Source organism: Sphingobacterium phlebotomi (assembly GCF_008180195.1).
GTDB lineage: Bacteria > Bacteroidota > Bacteroidia > Sphingobacteriales > Sphingobacteriaceae > Sphingobacterium > Sphingobacterium phlebotomi.
In genome coordinates this window covers 42,174-59,739 of record NZ_VTAV01000018.1, presented here as the reverse complement: position 1 = coordinate 59,739, position 17,566 = coordinate 42,174, and the positions used below count along the sequence as shown (strand labels likewise).

Here is a 17,566-nt window from a genome sequence, read left to right as displayed (position 1 = left end):
ATGATTTTCCTACACACGTGGCTGATTCATCGCCGTTAACATACCGCCATACACGGTATTCAAAGCAGCCAGGTTCTTAGCCAACTTGTTCACTTCTTCTTTGAATACCTTAGAGTCGTCTAAAGATTCATTGAAGTTTTTCATCGTATAACTTAAACTTTCATAGAATTGATTCATGGATTGTAGGTGGGATGCTGAATCACGTAACTCCCGTTCGTACATCTCGTTCAATGATTTCAAATTGTTGGTGAGACTTTGTACTTGTTGGTGGTAACCGGCAGTATCCATGTTCGTATTGGACATCGCAACAAGATTTGCAGATGCTTTTTCGAAAGCCAAGCTTAGGTTATCAAATTTCGAGCTCGCATGCTTCAATTTCTCCGTAAATTCATTTGCGGCGAACGACACATCCGATATCTGATTGATAGCAGAGACCTTATCACTAAAATCACGTAAGCCTCTTCCCAGACTTTCAATCATAACAGGTTCTATTTTTGCATCGGCAAACATCTGGTCCAGCTTCGCTGTAGCCGATGGTCCCGCAGCCTGGTTTCTTTCCGCAAAAGAACGTTGTGGTAATTCCCCGGCATAATTCTCGTCCAATTCAGGATATACCCTCTCCCACGCGGGTTCTTTTGGAGGCGGATTGAATCCCATCAAAAAAAACAGGAAAGCTTCCACCGCTAAACCAATACCGATCATATAGTTGGCAAACGAGCCTCCTATATAAAGTATTTTAAACAGAACACCAACAATAACGATACTAGCTCCCCATGAGATAGCAACGTGTAACCATCTTGAATTGTCTTTTTTCTTTACGTTCATATTTTATTAATTAAAACCCGACTTGATTGATAAATATTTCATAGCTCGTATATTGAAACGATCCCAAAGTACTAGCAATAAAAATACCACAAATTGCGAGCGACGAGATTTAAGATTCTTCACTGCGTTCAGAATGACAGACAAAACGGTATTTTGATCTTTATCGCTAAAACGTACTCAATTTAATCGGTAATGTATATTTTACCCGAACATGGCGTCCATTTTGAACGCCGGGTTTCCATTTTGCAGCCTTTTTTAACACGCGGATAGCCTCATCACCTGTGCCGAATCCAATATCCCGCAATACCGTAATATCTGTTAAAGCACCGTCGGTTTCTACGACAAAGGAGACAATCACAGCTCCCTTAATCCCTTGTTCCAAAGCCCTGTCCGGATAGGCATAGTTTTTTCCTACCCAATTAACAAATGCAGCCATACCGCCCATTGGTTCTGGCATCACCTGTACCGACACAAACGGTTCCCCATTATTTAATGTGCCCCCGTCGGGATCACCTGTGGCTGTTCCGGTGATATTTCCCAGTTCCTTCGTAGGCCCAAATTCTCCCTTGGCAACAAAGGAACCGCCATCCACCTTTTTAAGCGTAACCCTGGCGGTCATCTTATCTTTTAGATCATCTTGCGAGGCAACATCCTCGACTGCTCTATTGCGATCGGTTACCACGGGCTCTACAAAACGAATCAGATCCTGTGCAGGCGGATCCTGTGCGATCTTTTGGACGGGTTGTTCTGCGGGAAGGATCACTTCCTCTTCTTTTGGCGGTTCGGGAATAGCCAATTGTTCAATTGTGACGGGCGTATGGTTTTCAATCATTGGCACTGAGGTTGTACCCGGCATACGGTCGTAGGCATATTTTCCACCTACTAGCAAAGCCACAGCAAACACGACGGTAAGCAAAGCTTTATTCGTGGCCGAGGCAGACTGACGCCGTAAATCATACGCACCATAGGTTTGGTTGCGGGAAGAAAAAACAACATCCAGCCATTCTTTCTCATAAATATCTAATTTGTTGTTCCACATAACGAAAAGTGTTAAGGTTTACATCTTTTCTTTCATGATGACAACGGAGTAAAAATTCCATAATTTATTTTGTGTACGGTTATACGTGCATCCTCGCTAAAGGTGCAATATCTTGACCGACAAATTCTTTCCGTAGATATTTATGGTACCCCGCAATAGCAATCATAGCGGCGTTGTCGGTACAGTATTCAAATTTGGGAATGAATACGTTCCATTGGTATTGCTCACCCATTTCCAACAAGCCCTGTCGTAGACCTGAATTAGCAGAAACGCCTCCTGCAATCGCTATATTCCGCACGCCAGTTTGTTTCGCCGCTTTCTTTAACTTATTCAATAAAATAGAAACGATACGCTGTTGCACTGAAGCACACACATCAGCGATATTTTCTGCTAAAAAATTAGGATTCTTCTTTTCTTCGGCCTGCACCATATATAAAATTGCTGTTTTAAGACCGGAAAAACTAAAATTCAGTTCCGGAATCTGAGGCTCGGGAAGTTTGTACGCCTCCGGATTTCCTTCCTGCGCATATTTATCGATTAAAGGCCCTCCCGGATAGGGCAAGTTCAGTATTTTGGCTGTTTTGTCAAAAGCTTCTCCGGCGGCGTCATCGAGTGTTTGTCCAAGTAACTCCATCTCAAAATAGTCTTTTACCAACACGATCTGTGTATGTCCGCCCGATACGGTAAGACAAAGAAAAGGAAAGCTGGGTTTCGGTTCCTCTATAAAATGCGCCAGGATATGTGCTTGCATGTGGTTGACTTCAATCAGCGGGATTTGACGAGCCAATGCGAACGATTTAGCAAAGGACGTTCCGACCAAAAGTGATCCTAAAAGTCCCGGGCCTCGCGTAAAAGCCACTGCATCAATATCATTTTTATGTATTTTTGCCTGTTGAATGGCTTCATCCACAGTCGGGATGATATGTAGTTGATGTGCCCGCGATGCTAATTCGGGTACAACACCTCCATATTTTGCATGAATTGCTTGACCAGCAATAATATTTGATTTAATTTCACCGTCTATACATATAGAGGCAGAAGTTTCATCACAGGAAGACTCGATACCGAGGATAACAGCCATTGCACAATGTTTAAATAGAATACAAAAATATCAAAAAAATACTTAAAATAACGCTGATTACCCTGCTTAGCATTGTCTTGCTAACGGCATTGGCTGTTTTCCTGTTGCGCTATCCCGCCGTACAAACCTACGTTACGAAGAAGGTCGCCAACTATCTGAGTGAAGAACTGCAGACCGACATCTCGTTAGAAAAGGTATATTTTAAACCCTTTCGCTCGTTGGAATTGCATAATTTTTTCATCCATGATCGAAACGGGAATACGCTGCTATCAGCAAAAAGTGCTACGGCCCGTATTTCCCTTGTAAAATTATGGAACAAGCAGATCGGGATTCAACATCTCACATTAGATAGCGCTTTTATTAACTACGAAATATATAAAGACAGTACCAATGTTAGTTTCTTAATTGATTATTTTTCACCAAAGAAAGAAGAACAAACACCGCAGACCACAAAAATGCAATTAGATTTGCAACGTGTTACCCTGCACAACAATCATTTCAAACTGACGGATCACCGTTTTAATCACCATAACCGAGGTGTAGATTTTAGTGACTTGGATTTAACCGATATTTCGGGCGACTTTAAAACCATCCGCTATCATGATACCACTATACGAGCAGATGTAGATCATCTCACATTCAAAGAAAAAAGCGGACTATACCTGCAAGAGTTTAGTGCGAAATCTTATGTATCCAACAAGAAGATGGAATTTACCGATCTCGTGCTGCACACCAATCGCTCCAAAGTAGGTGATTACCTCGCTTTCTATTACGATGGTTTCGCTGACTTCTCGGATTTCATCAAAAAAGTAGGAATTGAGGGCACACTTAACAATGCTTTTGTGGATTCGCGCGATATTGAATTTTTTGCACCAGATATGGTGAACGTCCGATTCACGACCGAGGTGGTTCAAGCATCTGTATCCGGAACGGTCGAACATCTAAACGCACAGGCTGTTCATCTAAAGACTGGAATGCAAACCCGTCTGCAAGGCGATTTTACAATCGACGGCCTACCGGATATAGAGCAAACGAGATTTCGTTTCGTATTGGCGAACTTACAAACTTCCGCAAAGGATGTCGAAGAGCTGGTACCGGCATTATCCAATCAATCATCATTTTCCCTTCCGGATCAGCTCCATCTTTTGGAAACAGTGGGGTATCGCGGTACGCTTAACGGATATTATCATCTATTTGATGTAGATGGAACCGCTACAACGGCACTAGGTGCACTTTCCACCCAAAGCACCATCACGATAAAACCCACGTTGCAATATACCGGTAAAGCAAAAGCAGCTTCTTTTGACTTGGGAAAATTCATACGCTCTAAAGAAATCGGCACAACGGGTTTTGATTTTCAATTTGATGGCAAGGGATCAGATACAAAATCATTGCGTTTAACCACCAACGGTCATCTATCCAACCTGCTTTTCAAAAACTACCCTTATCAACACGTGGAGTTCGAAGGAGAGATGCTGGATGAGATTTTATTTGCCAATGGCGAAATTGATGACCAACATGCTGCTTTAGCCTTTAATGGCGAGGTTAACTGGCAAGACTCCATTCCGATGTACGAATTTAATTCTACAATAGAACACCTCGACCTAAAAAGATTGCATCTCTATCTCAAAGACAGTATTGTCGTGAGTCAATCCAATATCCAGGCAAAACTGCACGGAAACTCATTGAACTCCCTAAATGGCCATATTGCCTCCGATCATCTACAGTTCAGCACAACAAGAGGTGATTTTGTCATGAACTATTTAGATTTTAAATCGGAAGGAGATGAGCAATCCAAACAGTTGACCCTTAAATCTGATGTCGTCGACGGCGTGATGTCCGGCCAGATAGAGTTATCCAGCATAGGCGCCTATTTTCGGTCTCTGGCCATGCGGTATGCGCCTGCAATCAATATCGAGACCCAACCTTACAATCCACAAAACTTTGATTTACATGTCAACGTCAAATCCTTTGCTCCCATATCGGCACTATTTGATCCCAATTTGGCATTAGACGACGGGGCACATCTGACGGCCAAATTCTCGTCCGATCACTATACAGCAAATTTTGAGGCTTTTAGTCCCGTGGTATCGTACAAAGGCATGAAAATTAGGAACCTCGCCCTTACAGAAAATGCCGATAACGAAGCTTTTTCTTTAGATCTAACGGCTGACCGCTTTAGTTTTTCTGACTCTGCCTACGTGGACCATATCGCCATCAACAATGTATTGGCAAACGACAGTCTGACCTTCCATATTTCCCTATCCGAAACAGATCGTCCGAACTATCTTAAATTAAACGGAAATATACACTTTGCCCATAATCAGCCCGCCAATATTCGATTTGACCAATCGGAAATTGTTTTGAATAATGAGTCATGGGAGATGAATCAGGATGCGGACCTCCGTGTTTCCAAAGGCAAGTTTTACCTAAACAACTTTCGTGTTTCCAGAGATCGCCAAGAGGTAAGCCTAAAGGGGATCCTTTCCGATGAAGACGATAAGCTTGATGTTGCGTTTAAAGACTTTAGCCTGGCTTCGTTATCGGGCATTACACGACCGTTAGGCATTGACTTGATCGGACATCTTAGTGGAGAAATGCAAGTCTATTCGGTCTTTGGTTCGCCAACCCTTTCCGCCAATATTTCAACCACGCCAATCATTTACAACAACCTGCCTATTGGCAACCTACAGGTGAATGCCGATTTTGACCCGCAAACCGGACTAGTACAGCTCAGCTCCAAGTTAGTAGATGTAGATGGTGATGGTATTATACTCAGCGGCTCCTATGATGTTAATTCCGAAGATGAAGCACTACATCTAAAAGGATCGGTCAACAATATAGACCTTGGTGTGGTACAACCTTTCCTCCGTACGCTAGTCTCCGATTTATATGGCACCATGAGCGGTGACGTGACCATCAATGGTACCCTCCGACAGCCAAAAATAAATGGAACAGCCCATATCAAGGAGGCTTCTTTTTTGGTTAACTACCTACAAACGAAATACCATATCGCTAATCAACATTCCATAATCCAACAAAACACGATCTTTCTGAATAATCTGCTCCTAAACGATATTCGAAATACCACGGCGAGAGCAAATGGGGAAATTAACCTCAATACGATTAGTGATCCCACCTTGGCTATTGATGTAACAGCGGATAACTTCCAAATTCTAAATACAGCGCGAAAGGATAACGAACTTTTTTTTGGTACGGCCTACGCCTCCGGCGCTTTTCGTTTTAATGGCCCGACCAGTGCCATCGTGATGGATATTGATATACGTCCTAATCCCAATACCGTCATAACACTTCCTTTTAATACGTCGTTGAAAGTAAGTGATAATGACTTCATCTATTTCGTCAATCCAGATTCCACTGCGCAGGAAACACCTGTCTCCAAACGGCTTTTTCAAGGTTTAACCATGAATATGGATATTACATTGACACCGGATGCCGAGATCAACCTGGAGAACAATATTGGTTCTCTGACAGGTCTGGGTACGGGCGATATTTCATTGCGGATATCGAATTTGGGTGATTTTGAGATGTTCGGTGACTACCATGTTATTTCTGGAAAATTCCATTTTACCGCACAAGATTTCTTCAACAAGTTCTTTGACCTCAAAGAAGGTGGAACTATCCGATGGGCGGGCAATCCAACAGAAGCGATCATCAATCTGAGTGCAACCTATCAGCAACGAACGTCGATTGCTCCGTTATACAATGCTGCTGGTCGAGCTGAAAATAATGATCGTATCCTGGCACAAGCCGATATGATATTAAAAGGCACTTTATCCCAGCCAGATGTATCTTTCGACCTTAATTTTCCGCAAACGCCCTATATTAAAGATGAGCTTCAAGGTTATTTGAGCGATATCAACAACGTTAATCAACAAGCTATTAGTCTCATCGTCCGACGAAGCTTTACGCCGGCATCGACACAGGAATTCGGTAGAGAAGTCAACAATACGCTTCTATCGGCGGGGACGGAAATTGCGTTCAACCAACTAAACAGTATCATCTCACAATCTCTTAACATGAACTTTCTGGATCTCAATATACGCTCATTCAACGATGCTTCCGCTTCTTTGCGGTTTTTCGACGACCGCTTGGTATTTACAGGGGGCGTTACTGACCGTAGCCAGAATCAGCTCAACGACCTCATGCTCTTCTCGGATCAGATAGCAACCGATGCAGAGTTAACGTTCCGTCTACGCCAAGATGGAAACCTCGTATTAAGAGCATATAATAGACTCAACACCCGAAATTTCTTGTTTACACCCTATAGCGATTATATCAGCGCTGTAGGCGTCGTTTATCGACAGGAATTCAATTCTTTGTCGGAATTTTGGAGAAAATTATGGCTGTGGAATGAACGCAAAAAGCGGGAAGAAGAATAAATACTATAACAACATTTTCACTAACTGCACCCACTCGTCCTTTAAGTCGCCTTTATATTCGGGCTGTTTAGCACGATTATACCAATAACGTGCGTTCCACAAGTCTCCTTCTACGCGATGCAGATAAGCGTGCACATGTGCTGAGGTACGGTCCTCCAAATGATCAATCAAGCCATGGGCAGTTTGCCAATCGCCTGTTGCATCATACCAAAGCGCCTGTAGATGGACATTCAATTTATCAGGAACAATACTATCCTTTTCAATCGAAAATATGAATTCATCGTAGTTCATAGTTGTATTTCTTACAAATATCCTGTCACAGATTTTTAACAAATTACATCTTTTTTTTAAAATAAATACTATTTCTTCCTAAGAATACGTTACTGTTATGCTTTGTAACAAAAATATTATAAATAAAAAACTATTAAAACTAGTTGTTTGTTACACTACATAAACAGAAATAAACGAAATGATTTTAACGTATAACGTAAACAGCTATCTTCCATGAAACACACCATTTGTGCCATTCCCCTATTATTACTTAGCCCCTACTGGGCGTTCTCCTCAAACGATACGCATCTTTCTTCCAAAACAAATTTCGACAACGCCAGCTTATTTTGGACAGCATCTGTCGACACACAAGACTCTCTGATTACCATACAAGGTTCTGTCAAAGATGAACGTAGCAATGCTATAGCAGGTACTATCGTTTCGATAAAAGGAGAATCCGTAAATACCGTATCCGACGACCAAGGTCTATTTACTTTAGAGGTGAAACCAGATGCCGCACTGATTTTTAATAAAACAGATTTCGCCCGACATGAAGAGCTCGTGAATAACCGGAGCGAGATACATATCGTACTAAAAATTGCCGAAGTAGACTCAGCTGTAGCGAACGATTCGATAACCAACACCACCGATACAACCAGTGTTCCCCTAGCACCTCTTTCTCCACCGACTACATCTACCGCATCGTCCGATTCTACAGAGAATCCGCAAAACGTTGTTCAAGGTACGGTTAGCGACAAAAATGGACCGATAACAGGTGTTACAGTGTCGGTAAAAGGACAGCCAACTTCAGCGGCTACGGATGAACAAGGTCAGTTCAGTATCCAGGCAAATGCGGTAGATATATTGGTATTTAGTGCTGTTGGATATAGAGAATACGAGGAACCACTCAACAATAGAGAAAAAATAGATGTGTTATTGAGCGAAGAATCGAAAACGATTGAATCCGTACAGGTAGTGGCCGTTGGTTATGGAACCATGGAACGCGCCACCTTAGCCAGTTCGGTATCCAGTATAGGGGCAGATGAAATCGAAAACGAAGTACTTCCCAGTATTCCCCAAGCTATCCAGGGAAAAGCCGGCGGGGTACAGGTGACACAGAAATCCGGTTCGCCGGGTGGTGGTCTTAGCATTCGCGTACGGGGTACGACCTCGATAAACGCTAGCTCCGATCCGCTATACGTTGTGGATGGGATACCGGTAAACAGTACGACGAACTTTACAGGTGGTTCGGATTTTAATTTCGGTGGCGGTACCCAGGGTATCAACGTCCTTTCGTCGCTCAACCCTTCCGATGTCCAGTCTATCGAAATACTAAAGGATGCTGCGTCTTCTTCTATTTATGGTGCGAGGGCTGCCAATGGGGTCGTTCTCATCACCACTAAAAAAGGAGATCCAGGCACGAGCCAATTCCATTTCAACATGTATGAAGGATATTCCGAAATGCCCTCCGAGCGTAAGTATGAGATGATGAATACCGCACAATACCAGGACTACATGCGGGATTATTATTACTTTAGACAACAGGACGATCCCACGTCAACGATACCGGATCAAATATTAGCGAACCCCAACATGAATACCGACTGGCAGGACGCCGTATTCCGAAAAGCAGGTACCAGAAGCTACGAACTTGCTGCTAGCGGGGGGAGTGAAAAAACACAATACTATACGTCTTTGGGTTATATGCGACAAGGCGGTATATTGCTTAATTCCGATTTTAACAGAATCAGTGGACGCATAAACCTCAATCATCAACACAACGAAAAACTAAGATTCGCCACTGCTATCAATGTGACACGAGCAGAAAACGACAGAGTACAGGAGGAAAATTCCAAGGAAGGACCAACAAAAAATGGAATATTCTCGCCGCCCAATATACCTGTGTACGATGCACAGGGCGGTTATGTATATGATCAGGTTACCGCGTCACGCGAAAACCCAGTAGCCATGTTGATGCTCCCCACCAACAACGCACAAACTTGGCGTGTATTGGGAAATGTGAGTGCCGAATATCAATTTATCCCATCATTAACATTGAAAACAAGTTTCGGGACGGATATCAGTTTTATCGACGAGACGTTTTTTATGCCGCCGAATGGGATCCGCTCCTTTGCCAGCCAAGGCGGGATCGGTGCGCGTCGCAATACACGCGACCAGCTTTGGATCAACGAAACAACCTTGACATACGACAAGTTATTTGGCGACCACCAACTCAATGCACTTGGCGGATTCTCCATCCAGGAATCCCGACTGGAATTTGTTCACGCCCAACGTTCTAACTTTCCGTCCAACGATATCGAACATATCAATGCAGGCGGTGTTATCATGCGGGCAGACGCGTACCCAGAAGAGTGGGCTATCGCATCTGCTTTTGCGCGGATAAATTATAATTATAAAAGGAAATATATCCTAACGGCTAATTTACGTACCGATGGATCTTCCCGTTTCGGCCGAGATAACCGTTGGGCAACATTCCCTTCTTTTGCCGCGGCATGGCGTCTTACAGAAGAAGATTTCATCCAAACCCTTCCTGTCATCAGTGATCTGAAACTTCGTGCCAGTTGGGGTATTACCGGTAATCAAAACATCGGAAACTATGCCAGCTACTCCCTTTATGCAGGAGGAAACAACTATTTAGGTATGCCCGGTTTTATTCCCTCCGTTTTGGGCGATCGAAACCTCAAATGGGAAACAACTAGGCAGTCTGATATAGGCGTGGATGTGGGTCTATTCGATAATAGAATTTCCATTTTAGCAGATTATTACCATAAGAAAACTTCCGATCTTCTTATCGGGGTACCTATTTTGACCAACGCGGGTTATACCAACCGATTTACCAACTCTGGTGACATTGAAAATAAAGGTTTCGAATTTGAGTTGACCACCCGCAATTTTGTTGGTGATTTTAAATGGACGACTTCGTTAAACATGACGTTCAACCGTAATAAGGTGCTCGCCTTACCAGCTGGTGTAAATGAAATCCTAGGCGGCGTATCCTCCATAAATATTGCACGGGAAGGTCTTCCGCTCGGTTCTTTTTACGGTTGGAGAATGATTGGTGTAAATCCCGAAACGGGAATGATCGATTATGAAGGAAGAAATGGAGAACCCGTTAGAGCCGAAGATGACCAAGACCGGCAGATTATCGGTGATCCAAATCCAGATTTCTTTGGTGGTATAACCAATACCTTTCAGTACGGAAATTTTGATTTTAGCATCATGGGCCAATTCTCTTATGGGAATGATATCTTCAACTATAATCTAGCGAATGGACTAGAAGGTTATAACGCGAGCTCAAACGCATTCGTGGATTGGGTAGACCGTTGGCGACAGCCGGGCGACGTTACTGATATGCCACGTCCTACGCCTGGCGACTTCAACAATGGTGCGGTATCTGACAGATTTTTAGAAGATGGTTCATTCTTCCGCCTGCGGAACATTACATTGGGCTATTCGCTACCACAATCTATCACAGAAAGGATGAAAGTTAGCAAACTGAGAGCATACATAACGGTTCAAAACGCCTATGTATTTACGAAATATCGTGGTTTTGATCCCGAAGTAAGTTCCAGCCATGGTGGCGCCAACACCGGCCTTATCTATGGATACGACTACGGAAGTTATCCGCAGCCACGTATATTTACCGCAGGAGTCAATTTATCTTTCTAATCTGTTAAATGCACATTCTTATGAACACGATATATAAATTATCTTTCGCTATCTTACTACTCGCGGGATTTACGTCTTGCGACAGCTTCCTCGACAGGGAACCACTTGCGCAAGTTACCAACGATAGCTATTTCAATTCGGAAACCAATGCGAATTCCGCCGCAATAGGTATGTACCGTACCATGACGAGCTCGTTTACCTACGGGCAGACAATGGTCATTGTTCCTGAGTTTTCTGCTGGGCATGTTTCTCATGCCTCGATATTTCCGGAATACGAAAATTTCAAGACACACAACCTTGCAGCGACCAACCCTTGGGTGGCTAATGCATGGCAGGGCATTTATTCTACCATCAACACAGCCAATAACATTATTGCCCATGTCGCTGAAATGCCCGAAAACACGATCTCTGAAGAGAAGAGAGCACAGTTTATTGGTGAGGCGAAATTTGTACGTGCATTAAACTATTTCTTTCTGGTACGTGCTTTTGGTCGCGTGCCCTTAAAGCTGACAGCTACTACGGAAGACGAAGATGTAGCTATTCCGCAGTCTGAACCTTCCGCCATATACCAGCAATTGGTAAAAGACCTCACGGAAAGCATAACAGAACTTCCCGAGGTGCATGAAAATACCGAAGCGACTAAGGGAAGAGCTACAAAGGCGGCAGCACAAGCCTTATTGGCGAAAGTTTATCTCTATCAAGCATCGATTACAAACGAATACGTCTTAGCGGCAAATACCGCCGCAGAAATCATAAACTCCGAAAATTTTCAGTTAGTAGACAATTTCGGTAGTATCTGGTCTTCCGAAAATACAGCTGAATCTATTTTTGAGTTGCAATTTGACGATCAAACTACCAATACCCTAGCATCAGTAAGTAATGATAACGCCAGCATGTTGTTTTATGTAAACGCTTCTATTCGAGAGCTATTCGAGGAGGGTGATAAAAGGCAAGATTTCTCCATATTTCACGGATCAAATGATCGTTATTATATGGGAAAATTCCCTAACGCAACTCCACCGAGTCAGAATCTGCCTATCATCCGTCTGGCAGAAATCTTACTCATTCATGCAGAAGCAGAGGCAAGAGCTAGTAATAGTGTAAGTGATGTGGCATTCAGTTCACTCCAAAAGGTGTTGACACGAGCAGGAGTACCAAAAGAAAAGAGTGAATTTACCACGGTGGACAGCTTTGTAAAGTTTATACAAGAAGAAAAAGAAAGGGAACTTCTTTTTGAGGGGGAAACTTGGTTTGATTTCTGTCGAACAGGATTAGCCTTGGAAAAATACGGAACTTTAGCGAATGAAAATGGATTCGTTTATCCGATCCCAACCGCACAAATAAATCTCCGTCCGGATATTCTAGAACAAAATCCGGGATATTAACAATAAGAGGCTGACTCATAAATCGAATGTTTACTTCGTCGAGACAGCCTCTCTCTTCTGTATTATGCTTTAAACTTACTTGCTAAAGCCGCTAATTTACTCGCCATGTCGGTTTCGGGAGCCTTAGTCTTCGCTTTTCGTTGATTATCATGAAATTTTCGAGGTGCCGGTTTGTCTTCACTTTTCATCGACAGACCAATGCGATTTCGTCCCTCGTCGATTTCCGTTACGGTCACCATAACACGCTGTTGCACCTTAACAACCTCATTCGGATCAGAAACAAAGCGATTGGCAAGCTGGCTCAGATGTACCAAACCATCTTGGTGAACACCGATATCAACAAATGCCCCAAAATTAGTGATATTGGTGACAATACCTGGCAGTTTCATCCCAATACGCAAATCGCTAACGCTGTTCACGCCATCCGTAAACTTAAACTCTTCGAATTGCTCCCGCGGGTCACGTCCTGGTTTGGACAACTCCCCGATAATATCGTTTAAGGTCGGAAGCCCAACTTCATCCGAAACATAGCGTTTTAAATCTACCTGTTTGCGCAATGCTTCGTTTGTTAGTAAATCCTGTACATCGGTATGAAGATCTTTTGCCATTTGCTCCACGAGCGTATAACGTTCGGGGTGTACAGCGGAGGCATCTAGCGGATGTTCGCCATGACGGATACGAAGAAAGCCAGCCGCTTGTTCAAAGGCTTTATCCCCCAAACGTGGAACCTTTTTCAATTCTTTACGTGATTTGAACGGTCCATTCGCCACACGATAGTTCACTATCTGTTGCGCGAGGGATGGCCCAAGTCCCGAGACATACGCCAAAATCTGTTTAGATGCTGTATTAAGTTCCACGCCTACCGCATTCACACAGGAAATAACCGTATCGTCTAACGAAGTTTGCAGTTTGTTTTGGTCTACATCGTGTTGATACTGTCCTACCCCAATGGATTTGGGATCAATTTTTACCAATTCAGCTAAAGGATCCATTAATCGTCGGCCAATAGATATCGCTCCACGAACCGTCACATCGTAGTCCGGAAATTCTTCCCGAGCCGCTTCAGAAGCGGAATAAATTGACGCACCGGATTCGTTTACCATCACAACGGTAACATCTTTTAATCCCAACTTACGGACAAATTCTTCCGTTTCACGCCCGGCAGTACCATTACCAACCGCTATCGCTTCCACATCGTAGCGTTTCACCAGTAATTCGACAGTTTTTGCGGCATCTGCCAAACCTCCCGCGCCGTTGTGCGGAAAGATCGTCGTATTCTCCAATAGTGTCCCCTGGGCATCCAATACAACCGTTTTACAGCCCGTACGGAATCCCGGGTCGAGTGCCAGCAGCCGCTTTTGTCCGAGTGGTGCCGCCAGCAATAGTTGACGCACATTGTCCGCAAACACACGAATGGCTTCTTCATCTGCTTTTTGACGGGTTAACACCCTTATCTCGGTTTCCATCGATGGCTTCAACAATCTTTTATAACTATCCTGCAAAGCTATTCTTACTTGCGTAGCCGCGTCATTAGTGGCTTTTATATAGATTTTTTCGATGGCCGAAAGTACCGTCTCCTCTTCTACAGCAATATCAAGATAGAGCAGTTCCTCTTTCTCGCCACGACGCATCGCCAATACACGATGAGAAGGGGCGTCTTTGAGTGGTTCAGACCAATCAAAATAGTCTTTGTATTTCAATGCATCCTCCTCTCTTCCGGGAACAACGCGCGAAACAAACAGACCTTTATCTACAAATATTTTCCGGGATCTTGTCCGGACGTCGATATCTTCTGCAATTTGTTCAGCTATAATATCGCGTGCCCCTGCTAAAGCCTCTTCTTCTGATGATACGCCTTTTTCCGAATTGATAAAATCAGCTGCTAACAACGATATATTGTCTTTCTGCTGTAATAGCAGTCTATCTGCCAAAGGCTGCAAGCCTTTTTCTCTGGCTATCGATGCACGCGTTTTACGTTTTGGTTTAAACGGAAGATAAATATCTTCCAGAATGGCCATCGTCTCCGCTCCCTGAACCTGCTGTTCCAACTCGGGTGTTAATTTCCCTTGTTCCGTAATAGATTTCAAGACCGCTTCTTTACGTTTATCTAAATCACGTAGTTGCTGTACACGGTCACGGATGGTCGTAATTTGCACTTCATCCAAACTCCCCGTCATCTCCTTACGATAACGGGCAATGAACGGAACGGTTGCACCGTCGTCCAATAAACTGATAGTCGTGGATACCTGGCGGCTATTTACCCCCAGTTCTTGCGAAATAATAATTTCGTATGCCATATTTTAAGTGAAATAAAAAAGAAAGCTGCAGGAGTTACCAACAGCTTTTATAATGGATATTATACGATAATAAAATTAAACATTTTTAGGTTGCTCCTCATCGGAAGCCGTTGTATTGGTTTGCGTTGCAAAGTGATCATCATACCCGTAGGTGTAATGTTCATCTTCTGAAGACGGTTGCTCGCCAGGATGATGTTGTATGGCGTTCTCGGGTGTCGTGAACTTCGGAAACTCTTTTTTTGTCTCCTCCTCTTCTACCCCCACCATGCCTTCTTCGCCTTCCTTCTCTTGCTGATTAATCTCTTCAGAGATCGTTTGAGATTTAGTTTTGGTAGTAGGCGTATCCTCTACAGTAACATCCAAATCTTTTTCAAAATTATTTATCTGATCTGAAATTTCTCGTTTTATACCATCCGATGCATCTTTAAATTCGCGAATTCCGCGACCTAATCCTCTCGCTAATTCCGGCAATTTCTTCCCTCCAAACAACAGTAAAATGACGATGACAATAAGCACCATCTCCTGTGTACCAATATTTAAGAATCCTAAAGTCATTTTATCCTTCTCCTTTTAATCTTTCTTAACAATCAACTAAGGTAAGTGTAAATTTGTGTTTCCTCCAAATTTTAATGTAACATTTATATCCTTTTTTTCCGTAGAAAAGGATCAAAACCGACCACTGGGAGCTCATGAACACCGAAGTAAACACAAGTTCATAAACCTCGTCCTTCGGGTATTTGAGAGGAGCGGGTAGTGCAAAGGGTGAGTTTCTACAAACCTCAAATCCCCGGATGGACGTTTGGAGACAAGGAGGGATAATGCAAAACTTAACTATATTTGCAGACTCGAATATTGGCGCACACGCGAAACACGATGTTACATCATTACTATAAACAAAACAGGCATTTTTATTGGAGCGCTTTTGCGCTTGCTGGCCCTGTTATTATTTCCCAATTAGGGCATACGTTGGTCCAAACAGCGGACACGGTCGTGGTGGGTAAATTTGCAGGAACGATACCGCTGGCAGCGGTTTCCCTTGTACACTCCGTATTTATTGTCGTCATGGTGATCGGTCTTGGTGTTTCCTATGGTCTGACGCCCCTTATCGCGCAAGCCAACGGCAAGGGTGACAAGGAAGTATGTGGGAAATTACTCTCTAGCAGTCTTTGGTTAAATATTGCCACGGCTATGGTGCTATTTGGCCTCATTGGTTTTGGGTCAATGTATGCCATGGAGCATCTTGATCAGGATCCCCAAGTTGTAAAAACGGCAAAGCCCTATTTATTGGTGTTGATGTTCTCCGTTATACCACTAATGGCATTCAATACATTTAAACAGTTTGCCGAGGGGCTCGGCTTTACCCGACAAGCCATGAATATCACCATCTGGGGCAATGTGCTTAACATCATTTTAGCGATTATTTTTGTAAAAGGTATGTTCGGTATCAAGCCGATGGGTATTGTCGGTGTTGGGTATGCAACTTTAATTGATCGAATTTTAATGATGTTGGCCATGTCGTTTTATGTCTTACGCTCCAAACGGTTCAGCTTATACACAAAAACATTTTCATTTTTCCATGCGGAATTCTCCCGGATAAAGAGCATTTTTAAAATCGGTGCCCCGATGGCCCTGCAATATGTATTTGAAGTCGGTTCCTTTGCTGCGGCATCCCTTATCGCGGGAAAAATCGGTGCCGTGGAACAGGCTAGTCATCAAGTGGCCATTACCTTAGCTTCCATGACCTATATGATGGCCAGTGGGATCGCCTCGGCTGCAACCATCAAAACGGGACATAGTTATGGGAAAAGAAACATGATACGGGTAAAGAAGTTTGCTACTGTTTCTTATCACCTTGTTATTATATTCATGTTGATCTGTGCGATGATTTTTGCCGTCTTCAACCAATATTTACCCCGAATAATTAGTGACGACCAAGCTGTTATCAGTATCTCCGCACAACTTTTGATTATCGCCGGACTGTTCCAGCTGTTTGATGGCACACAAGTCGTTGGATTAGGTGTGCTGCGTGGAATGGGCGATGTCAATGTCCCTACCCTGATTACTTTTATTGCTTACTGGATCGTTGGTATTCCTGCTGCATATCTCTTAGGTATCTATTTCAACATTGGCGTGCAAGGTGTATGGTACGGGCTTTCCCTCGGGTTGTTGACCTCTTCGATACTGCTTTATATGCGCTACCGGAGCATTATTCGACAACGGATGGATAGGTTTGGGTAGTAACCCAAAAAGATGAAAGAAATTTTTGTCATTTTTTTTGTCACAAAAACACCCTACTCAGAAACGTCATTTTAACTGATAAAACGACCTTTAAACCTATTTAAACATTGTTTTACACCTCATTTTTTCGAAATAAGAAAAGTCTTTTTGCCTAACAAATTGTTCTTATTCCACAAATAAAGTTTAAATGCACCAACAAATAAACTTTATTCACCAACAAATTGTTCTTATCCCAGAAATAAAGTTCAAATGCACCAACAAATCGTTCTTATCCCAGAAATAAAGTTCAAATGCACCAACAAATAAACTTTATTCACCAACAAATCGTTCTTATTCTG

10 protein-coding genes are annotated in these 17,566 nt (G+C 43.1%); 4 read left to right on the top strand and 6 right to left on the bottom strand.

The window, feature by feature from the left end; translation table 11 throughout:
• Nucleotides 1–9 precede the first annotated feature (9 nt).
• From porL to tsaD, 3 genes are all read right to left on the bottom strand, one after another.
• Nucleotides 10–825: a type IX secretion system motor protein PorL/GldL gene (gene porL, locus FXV77_RS18835; protein ID WP_148920790.1), complete on the bottom strand. Its 816-nt coding sequence runs from the start codon at nt 823–825 to the stop codon at nt 10–12.
• A gap of 166 nt (nt 826–991) precedes the next feature.
• Nucleotides 992–1,864, bottom strand: a complete 873-nt coding sequence (locus tag FXV77_RS18830) for an energy transducer TonB (protein ID WP_148920789.1) — start codon at nt 1,862–1,864, stop codon at nt 992–994.
• A 79-nt stretch (nt 1,865–1,943) separates the two neighbouring features.
• On the bottom strand, nt 1,944–2,945 hold the full coding sequence (gene tsaD, locus FXV77_RS18825; RefSeq protein ID WP_148920788.1) for a tRNA (adenosine(37)-N6)-threonylcarbamoyltransferase complex transferase subunit TsaD: 1,002 nt from the start codon (nt 2,943–2,945) through the stop codon (nt 1,944–1,946).
• Between the two features lie 77 nt (nt 2,946–3,022).
• Between tsaD and FXV77_RS18820 the strand changes: the two genes are divergently transcribed.
• Complete coding sequence (locus FXV77_RS18820; RefSeq protein ID WP_148920787.1) at nt 3,023–7,348, top strand: translocation/assembly module TamB domain-containing protein; 4,326 nt, start codon at nt 3,023–3,025, stop codon at nt 7,346–7,348.
• 3 nt (nt 7,349–7,351) lie between these two features.
• Here the strand turns inward: FXV77_RS18820 and FXV77_RS18815 are convergent, their stop codons facing one another.
• Nucleotides 7,352–7,639 (bottom strand): hypothetical protein, encoded by a 288-nt coding sequence (locus FXV77_RS18815; RefSeq protein WP_148920786.1) that lies wholly within the window; start codon nt 7,637–7,639, stop codon nt 7,352–7,354.
• Nucleotides 7,640–7,852: 213 nt separating this feature from the next.
• Here FXV77_RS18815 and FXV77_RS18810 point away from each other — a divergent pair, with 213 nt between their 5' ends.
• Nucleotides 7,853–11,308 (top strand): SusC/RagA family TonB-linked outer membrane protein, encoded by a 3,456-nt coding sequence (locus FXV77_RS18810; RefSeq protein WP_148920785.1) that lies wholly within the window; start codon nt 7,853–7,855, stop codon nt 11,306–11,308.
• 20 nt (nt 11,309–11,328) lie between these two features.
• Nucleotides 11,329–12,693: a RagB/SusD family nutrient uptake outer membrane protein gene (locus FXV77_RS18805; RefSeq protein ID WP_148920784.1), complete on the top strand. Its 1,365-nt coding sequence runs from the start codon at nt 11,329–11,331 to the stop codon at nt 12,691–12,693.
• A gap of 62 nt (nt 12,694–12,755) precedes the next feature.
• Here FXV77_RS18805 and FXV77_RS18800 read toward each other — a convergent pair whose 3' ends face one another.
• Together FXV77_RS18800 and FXV77_RS22570 are read right to left on the bottom strand one after the other, a co-directional pair.
• Nucleotides 12,756–14,990: a Tex family protein gene (locus tag FXV77_RS18800; RefSeq protein ID WP_148920783.1), complete on the bottom strand. Its 2,235-nt coding sequence runs from the start codon at nt 14,988–14,990 to the stop codon at nt 12,756–12,758.
• A 75-nt stretch (nt 14,991–15,065) separates the two neighbouring features.
• Nucleotides 15,066–15,545 carry a Sec-independent protein translocase subunit TatA/TatB gene (locus FXV77_RS22570; RefSeq protein WP_148920782.1) on the bottom strand — a complete coding sequence of 160 codons (480 nt, stop codon included), beginning with the start codon at nt 15,543–15,545 and terminating at the stop codon, nt 15,066–15,068.
• A gap of 282 nt (nt 15,546–15,827) precedes the next feature.
• Here FXV77_RS22570 and FXV77_RS18790 point away from each other — a divergent pair, with 282 nt between their 5' ends.
• Nucleotides 15,828–17,228, top strand: coding sequence for an MATE family efflux transporter (locus FXV77_RS18790; RefSeq protein WP_317132166.1), 1,401 nt, complete (start codon nt 15,828–15,830; stop codon nt 17,226–17,228).
• Nucleotides 17,229–17,566 lie beyond the last annotated feature (338 nt).